Origin of the sequence: Homoserinimonas sedimenticola, assembly GCF_026094475.1 — a bacterium.
GTDB classification, from domain to species: Bacteria; Actinomycetota; Actinomycetes; order Actinomycetales; family Microbacteriaceae; genus Homoserinimonas; species Homoserinimonas sedimenticola.
In genome coordinates this window covers 1-1,691 of sequence record NZ_JAPELL010000003.1, presented here as the reverse complement: position 1 = coordinate 1,691, position 1,691 = coordinate 1, and the positions used below count along the sequence as shown (strand labels likewise).

Sequence of the window (1,691 nt, the reverse complement as noted above, 5' to 3'; positions counted from 1 at the left end):
GGTTGGGCCACTGGCTTCGGGTGTTACCGACTTTCATGACTTGACGGGCGGTGTGTACAAGGCCCGGGAACGTATTCACCGCAGCGTTGCTGATCTGCGATTACTAGCGACTCCGACTTCATGAGGTCGAGTTGCAGACCTCAATCCGAACTGAGACCGGCTTTTTGGGATTCGCTCCACCTTACGGTATTGCAGCCCTTTGTACCGGCCATTGTAGCATGCGTGAAGCCCAAGACATAAGGGGCATGATGATTTGACGTCATCCCCACCTTCCTCCGAGTTGACCCCGGCAGTCTCATATGAGTTCCCACCATGACGTGCTGGCAACATACGACGAGGGTTGCGCTCGTTGCGGGACTTAACCCAACATCTCACGACACGAGCTGACGACAACCATGCACCACCTGTATACGAGTGTCCAAAGAGTTCTCTATTTCTAGAGCGTTCTCGTATATGTCAAGCCTTGGTAAGGTTCTTCGCGTTGCATCGAATTAATCCGCATGCTCCGCCGCTTGTGCGGGCCCCCGTCAATTCCTTTGAGTTTTAGCCTTGCGGCCGTACTCCCCAGGCGGGGAACTTAATGCGTTAGCTGCGACACAGAAACCGTGGAATGGTCCCTACATCTAGTTCCCAACGTTTACGGCATGGACTACCAGGGTATCTAATCCTGTTCGCTCCCCATGCTTTCGCTCCTCAGCGTCAGTTACGGCCCAGAGATCTGCCTTCGCCATCGGTGTTCCTCCTGATATCTGCGCATTCCACCGCTACACCAGGAATTCCAATCTCCCCTACCGCACTCTAGTCTGCCCGTACCCACTGCAGGCTGGAGGTTGAGCCTCCAGTTTTCACAGCAGACGCGACAAACCGCCTACGAGCTCTTTACGCCCAATAATTCCGGATAACGCTTGCACCCTACGTATTACCGCGGCTGCTGGCACGTAGTTAGCCGGTGCTTTTTCTGCAGGTACCGTCACTTTCGCTTCTTCCCTACTAAAAGAGGTTTACAACCCGAAGGCCGTCGTCCCTCACGCGGCGTTGCTGCATCAGGCTTGCGCCCATTGTGCAATATTCCCCACTGCTGCCTCCCGTAGGAGTCTGGGCCGTGTCTCAGTCCCAGTGTGGCCGGTCACCCTCTCAGGCCGGCTACCCGTCGTCGCCTTGGTGAGCCGTTACCTCACCAACAAGCTGATAGGCCGCGAGTCCATCCCAGACCGAAATTCTTTCCAGCTCCTCACCATGCGGTGGAAGCTCGTATCCGGTATTAGACGCCGTTTCCAGCGCTTATCCCAGAGTCAGGGGCAGGTTACTCACGTGTTACTCACCCGTTCGCCACTAATCCACCAGAGCAAGCTCCGGCTTCATCGTTCGACTTGCATGTGTTAAGCACGCCGCCAGCGTTCATCCTGAGCCAGGATCAAACTCTCCGTAAATGTTTGATTGCACAGCGACCGAAGCCACCGGCACATCTAGTGTGCTCGACCACCGGAAAAAGGCGGACCGAACACAAGTTTGAAACTGACAGAACGAACATCAATACTGACGTTCGCATTTGTCTAATCTTTTTCCAAAGGAATCTCCTACCCGAAAACGGGTACGAGGTTTTTGGCATTTGACATAGTGCACGCTGTTGAGTTCTCAAGGATCGGACGCTCCCGGTGCTCCACCTTCCGGTGACGCTGCCGGGGCAACTT

1 rRNA gene (running past one end of the window) is annotated in these 1,691 nt (G+C 54.9%); it reads right to left on the bottom strand.

Annotation, left to right across the window (positions count from 1 at the left end):
- A 16S ribosomal RNA gene (locus OH146_RS13585) occupies window positions 1-1,430 on the bottom strand; it reaches 130 nt to the left of the window's first position.
- Between the last annotated feature and the right edge of the window lie 261 nt (window positions 1,431-1,691).